This window comes from Pseudoalteromonas sp. (assembly GCF_041613455.1).
Lineage (GTDB): Bacteria > Pseudomonadota > Gammaproteobacteria > Enterobacterales > Alteromonadaceae > Pseudoalteromonas.
The window spans coordinates 1-6,372 of the sequence record NZ_JBFJHD010000176.1 but is presented as its reverse complement, the minus strand read 5'-3'; the positions used below and the strand labels follow the sequence as shown (position 1 = coordinate 6,372).

The 6,372-nt window shown below is 43.0% G+C and carries 4 protein-coding genes; 2 read left to right on the top strand and 2 right to left on the bottom strand.

Translation table 11 applies throughout. From position 1 onward, the window contains the following. Nucleotides 1–755 precede the first annotated feature (755 nt). Nucleotides 756–3,317: a TonB-dependent receptor plug domain-containing protein gene (locus ABYB02_RS13370; protein WP_372762931.1), complete on the top strand. Its 2,562-nt coding sequence runs from the start codon at nt 756–758 to the stop codon at nt 3,315–3,317. A 249-nt stretch (nt 3,318–3,566) separates the two neighbouring features. Then, the gene (locus ABYB02_RS13365; protein WP_372762930.1) at nt 3,567–4,055 is read left to right on the top strand and encodes an RNA-binding protein; all 489 of its coding nucleotides are present in this window, start codon (nt 3,567–3,569) and stop codon (nt 4,053–4,055) included. Here the strand turns inward: ABYB02_RS13365 and ABYB02_RS13360 are convergent. Next, complete coding sequence (locus ABYB02_RS13360) at nt 4,039–5,163, bottom strand: aminotransferase class V-fold PLP-dependent enzyme (protein WP_372762929.1); 1,125 nt, start codon at nt 5,161–5,163, stop codon at nt 4,039–4,041. The genes ABYB02_RS13365 and ABYB02_RS13360 overlap by 17 nt on opposite strands. Nucleotide 5,164: 1 nt before the next feature. After that, entirely contained in the window at nt 5,165–6,334 is a 1,170-nt protein-coding gene (locus tag ABYB02_RS13355) for a monodechloroaminopyrrolnitrin synthase PrnB family protein (RefSeq protein WP_372762928.1), read from the bottom strand. Between the last annotated feature and the right edge of the window lie 38 nt (nt 6,335–6,372).

The following is a 6,372-nucleotide window of genomic DNA, read 5'->3' as shown; positions in this document are numbered from 1 at the left end:
TAAAATACATGGAGGTATTTTATACAAAATGTCTGGAACATTTTAGACCGCGGCAAGCGTCGCGCAGCGATTGATTACAGGGATGTAAGCAAGTCTATCCCTCCCTCTCCACCCTATACTAAATATAAGCCACTTAATTGTGGTTTTTTTGTGCCTAAAATTTAACACCAATACTAAATTGGGAGGGTGAGAACCTTCCACAGGATTCAACAAACTTTGTCTGGAACAAAATTGAACGCACGCAGTGCGGCCCAGAGGGTAAAATACATGGAGGTATTTTATACAAAATGTCTGGAACATTTTAGGCCGCTGCAAGCGTCGCACAGCGATTGATTACAGGGATGTAAACAAGTCTATCCCTCCCTCTCCACCCTATACTGAATATAAGCCACTTAATTGTGGTTTTTTTGTGGCTAAAATTTAGCGCTTATGTCAAATCAGCATCACTTTTCCGGCTATCATGCACCAAGCTATTAATAGGATCTACAGCCCACCTCAGCGCATCACTGCTAATGCCAAGCGAATCCCGCACGCTACCGTTTAACTCATCGCAATAGTTAATATTTTATGAACAACTACGCTGCATTAAAGTAAATAAATTGCATCACTGTAAATCATATGTTATCAATTGCGCGTAACCATAAAAATAAACCAAAATAAATTTACATTCCAAATACGTCAATAAGGATTTTAAATTGAACAACAAGACACAGCTAAAGCTTAACGGCATCGTATATGCGATAGCCGCAACAGGCATGAGTATCTCTACTGCAGCTATCGCTCAGGATGAAAAAAAAGTTGAGCGCATCGAAGTAACAGGCTCACACATAAAACGCACGGATATGGAAGGCCCTTCTCCGGTAACCAGCATTTCTGCTGCCGACATTAACAATACCGGGGCAACAGATTTAATTGGCTTATTCGCCAAATTGCCTATTTCTGGACAAGGTACATTTTCAACTCAAGCAAACAGTAGTGATGATACTGCTAACGGTGGTTCAAGTGTTTCGTTAAGAGGGTTAGGCGCCGATTCAACCTTAATTTTAGTCAACGGTCGTCGTGTTTCGGTCAGCCCTTTTGCCAAAGGCATTGATACTGCGTTTGTTGATATTAACAATATACCTGTTTCTGCAATTAAACGTGTTGATATATTAAAAGATGGCGCATCGGCGACTTATGGCTCTGATGCCGTAGCAGGTGTTATCAATATTATCTTACGTGATGATATTGATGGTGTGGAAGTCAATGCCAAGGTGGGTGATACTGCCGATGGCGGTGGTAAAGAAGAAAACCTCAGTATTGTTTGGGGTAATACCGCAGAAAAAAGCAGCCACACCTTTATTTTAGATTACTTTACCCGTGAAGAAGTGCTTTATGCAGATAGAGATTACTCTAAATCAGCTAACCAAACTAAACTTCGCCCAAACGATGCTTTTGCCTCTGACTTCAGAAGCTCATCGGGTATTCCAGGCACCATAGCACTCAAATCAGATCCAACAAATCGACTACCCGATACATTTGGTAATGACGTCTGTCCAGCAGAAGATATTGTTGGCACCTTATGTCGTTACGATTACGCGCCACATATGACTATGGTGCCGGCAACAGAGCGCTTTAGCTTTAACTACATGGGTAAGTTAGAGTTATCTGATAATGTTCGCGCGTTTGCTGAATTAAATGGCCAAAATGCAAAAACCACGGTTAAAGGTGCAGGTAGCCCAAGTTTTAATGAATTATTTATGTCGGCAGATAATGTAAATCATCCGTTTGCTGATATGCCTGATCATGAATTTCATAACCAAGACTTAACGATGCGCCGCCGTATGGTGGATATCGGTAACCGTAAAAAAGAAGTCGACTCAGATTACTACCGCACAATTGTGGGCTTAGAAGGTGAACTGGGTGATTGGAACTGGCAAGCAGCCTATAGCTATATTAAAAGTAAATCGGTTGAGCAAGGTGTCGATGGCTTCCCTAATTCGCGCCGTACTCAAGAAGCAATTGATAATGGCTCTTGGAATCCATTTGAACCATCTGCAAACAGCCAACAAGCGTTAGATTACATTGAAACTAGCACCACCCGTATCGGTAAATCAACTAACCGTTCATGGGATGCTAAAGTATCTGGCCCATTAATGGCCATGGCGTCTGGCGACCTAATGCTAGCTGTGGGTTATGAGTTCCGTGAAGAAACCATCAGCGATAGACCCGATGATCAGTTTTTACGCGGCGAAGTATTTGGCACCGAAGCAACTCAAGCTAGTGGCGAGCGCGATAATTCTGCGCTGTTTGCCGAGTTAGCAATTCCAGTATTAGAAGAACTCGAAGTACAGCTTGCAGTTCGCTACGAAGATTACAGTGACTTTGGCACTACCACCGATCCTAAAGTTTCTTTCTTATGGAGCCCTACAGAAGATCTTTCTTTACGCGGCTCATGGGGTACGGCATTTAGAGCACCGTCATTATCGCAATTAGGTCTGGGTCGTACCGACGAGTCGCCAAACTTAGTGGATACCTTACGCTGTGATGCGGTTGGCAATGTCAATAAAGCCTGTGATAAACAAGAGTACACGGCAATTTTTGAAGGTAACCCTGAGCTAGGCCCAGAAGAGTCGACAAGTTATAACCTAGGTATGATTTTCAATGTCACTGAAAATTTAAACTTTTCACTCGATTACTACAGCTATGATATTGAGAACATCATAGATGCCGATACGCAGTTCTTATTATCAACCCAAGGTTTAGATCCCAATGTGGCAGAGCGTATTCCAACCGGCAATCCAAATGATCCGGGTGAAATCGTGCGTATTTTTGATACCTTCCAAAATATTGGTGACCTAACAACCTCAGGTTTAGACTTAGATGTAAAATACAATCTGGCGACTGGTTTTGGTGATGTGAAATTATCTTACGTGCTTAACTATGTTTTAGAGTATGAAGATAAGCGTCCAGACGGTGAAGGCGGTCAGCGAGTAAATATTGAAGAAGGTGGTTTTGAACAACCACAATTCCGCTGGACTGCTGCTGCAGACTGGAGTAATGATCAGTTTGGCGCTCATATAGGCATTAATTATATTGATGAATTTGAGCAAGACCCATCTATTCAAGCACCTGGCATGGGTAAAGTGGATGCGATGACCACAGTAGATACGTCTATTAACTACTACGGCATTGAAAACACTACATTAACCTTAGGTGTTACAAACTTATTTAATGAAGAGCCACCTATGGCATACCATGACTTTATGGGCTTTGCAGTCAACGTTCATAGCGGTCAAGGTCGCTTTGCTTACTTGCAGGCTAGCTATAAGTTCTAGTTCCACTGTCATTGTAAAACTAAAAAGCCAGCATAATTAAATTATGTTGGCTTTTTTACATTACAGCGCTATTAAATGGCTAGCCGAGCGACGGCTTGAAATACCCGCCCCCTTTTATATCGACGACAACACCGCTGCGCCCTTGCTGCTAAGTGACTTTTAATCGCTTGTCACCGTCTCAAAACAAATTGTACCTCAGCTCAACTTAGGGCATTATGTGGTTAACTTTAAGCCAATTTAGGTTTAACTATGTTCCGTACAGCTTTACTATTAACCTGCTTATTAGCCCCCGCCACCAGCTTGGCTGAAAACATTACTGTGTATAAGTGCGTAATAAAAGGCATTGCGACTTTTAGTCAGTTTCCGTGTGCTACAGATGCCGAAGCCATTACTTTAAAGAACATTAATGTCACTGCCGCCTATAACACAGCCGAGAAAAGTAATGACATTGCCGACACCTCAGTGGATGACTATTTACAAATACAGCAGATTGAGCGCGATATTAAGCGCTACCAATTAGCCATTACAGAATATAAACAGCAATTCGCAGCAGAAAAGCAGCAAATTAGTTACATCACACAAGATCAAGCAAACCGCTTAGGTGCCGCTTCAATCAGCGATGCCATTGCAACGAAAACAGCGGCGCTGCAACAAACATACGATGCATTAATCACTCAAGCACAGCAACAAATAGACACCCTAAAACAGCAACAAGAAAAGCTTACTCAGCGCCCTTAAGCGCTTGCTTAACCACACTAATAAACTCATGTATATCGGCTTCACTGTTGTAGATATGCGGTGACACGCGAATGCCGAGCGCTCTGGCATCAACACTTATATTGGCATCGCTTAGTGCTGTTAACACCTGCGCTTGCTGCTGTTTAAAGTCTAGTATTACAGTACCGCTACATTGCTCACTGGCACTGGGTGAAACAACAAACTCAGCTAACTGCTGGTGAATAACGGCCAGCATTGCCAAGTTATGTTCTCTGACTTTTTCAACCCCTAACTGCGCAAAATAACCAATACTATGAGCCGCGATAATATAAGGCGCAACCGAAGGGGTGCCTCCCCAAAACTTAAGCGCACTGCTGTTATAGGCAAAGTGGTTAATATCAAACTCAAAGGGGGTTTGGTGTGAAAACCAACCGACATCTTTTGGTTCGCAGTTACTTATTTGCTGCGGATTCACCCATAAATACGCGGCCCCTGGGCCACCGCACAACCACTTTACACTTGAGCCAATCATAAAGTCGGCATTTAGAGCCGTTATATCTAGCGGTATTACCCCTGCAGATTGCGCCACATCAATTATCGACAGGCTATTGGTTACTTTACTCAAGGCAACAATGTCATGCACCGGGGCTTGCACACCGGTATTAGAATAAACATGGCTGATAAACACTAAGTCTATGTCATGTGTTAAGTAGCGCTGCCATACATTGATATCGGTAAGCGTTTCATGTTCTGGAATAAATATAATCTCGGCGCAACTCGGTAAGGCTTTTTGCATAGCAAAACCCATACTCGGAAAGTCACTTTGCGCCATCAGTACTTTGCAGTTTTTTTGTTGCAACTTAGGGTGTGCCATCAGTAGCTTAGTAAGGCCGCTAGATAAGTTAACTTGCGGACAAAACTGCTCACTAGGCGCATTAAATAGCACACTTAATGCGTTTGTAAACTGCTCTAATGCAGCAAGCCAGTGCTGCCAAGGCTCTTTATTGCTAGATTGCCACGGGGCAAAGTAGTGCTCTGTAAAATGCTGCTGGCTGCTTTTAAGTGCACGCCCCACAGAGTGGCTCAATAAATAACAGCCGTCAGCCAAATGAAAGTCGTCTTTATGCATGTTATTTTGCCCACTGTTTTAGTAAATTTAAATCATCATAACGTGTTTTGATGTCATCACGTTTAGCAGCGGCCCGTTTATCCCTTAATTGCGCCAAAGAGTCGAGCAACACATGCAATGGCGGCCCACTAGCAGTGACCTTACTCATATGTTGTTGTTGCATTTGCTGTGAAGGCTGAGTAATAAACTTTTCCACTAATTGATTATGATGACCGATTGCGGTGTCGCCGTGTAGTTTACACACTTGAATAAATAGCTTTACGTGGCATTTAAACCAGTCACTCTGTTTATATTGCTCTGCCTGCAAAAAGTCATCCATTAAACTTTGCATGCGCATCGCTTCACGCAGAATTAGCTGATCTTCTGGCATCATGTATAAAAACTTATCTACCAGCATCTGCGAATAACTCGGCTCATTTGCACTACACAGCCCAAGCAGCATATCAATTACGTTGATACCGGCAAAATCACCGGCATTTGCCCCGCGGTACACCTCCTTACCAACCCGGTAGGGTTTATAATAGGGACGAACACAATTAAAAAACTGCTCGGTATCTAACTGCGTATAAAGCGCATTGTTTGACTCAATGACATCGATAAGCGCCTGCTTCGCGACCTTTAATAGTTCGCCGCACAGCGGGTGCGAAATACCCAGTGGTAAAATTTTTAATAAGGCATCACTGGCACGCTTATACGCCAAAATGCCTTGCGTGTTGTAATCAATAAACAATTTTTCGTCGGGTAAATTAGTAAAACGCTTATACACGCCATTAACCGCTTTATTGTGCGTAGTTAAGTGCGCGGTCGCAAAACGTGGCGTAACGCCTATAGAGGCACCAATGTGCATAGCCAGTGCCGATGCTTCAATTAACGGCGAAGTAGTTTCGCGACTAGGCTCGGTAATTTCATGACGACGACACGCCGCCATAAATAACCCCACATTACCGAGCAAATCAAAGGCATTATCAAAGCCTTCGTCGGTGTTACCTTCCGCTAACAAGTTACTGATCAAGGCGTTACCTTCATTTTTTAATTGTTGCTTTATGGCCTCACCTATCCCGTCTACATTGGCTTTATCGTCTTGCTGGCAATACAACTGCTCCAGCTCACTGTTTAGCTCAACAAAGTGTGTTCTGATCCAATCATCAAATAGTGCGCTATGGGTGCTCATTACAAATCCTATTATTATAGTTATGGTTAAATGCTAAC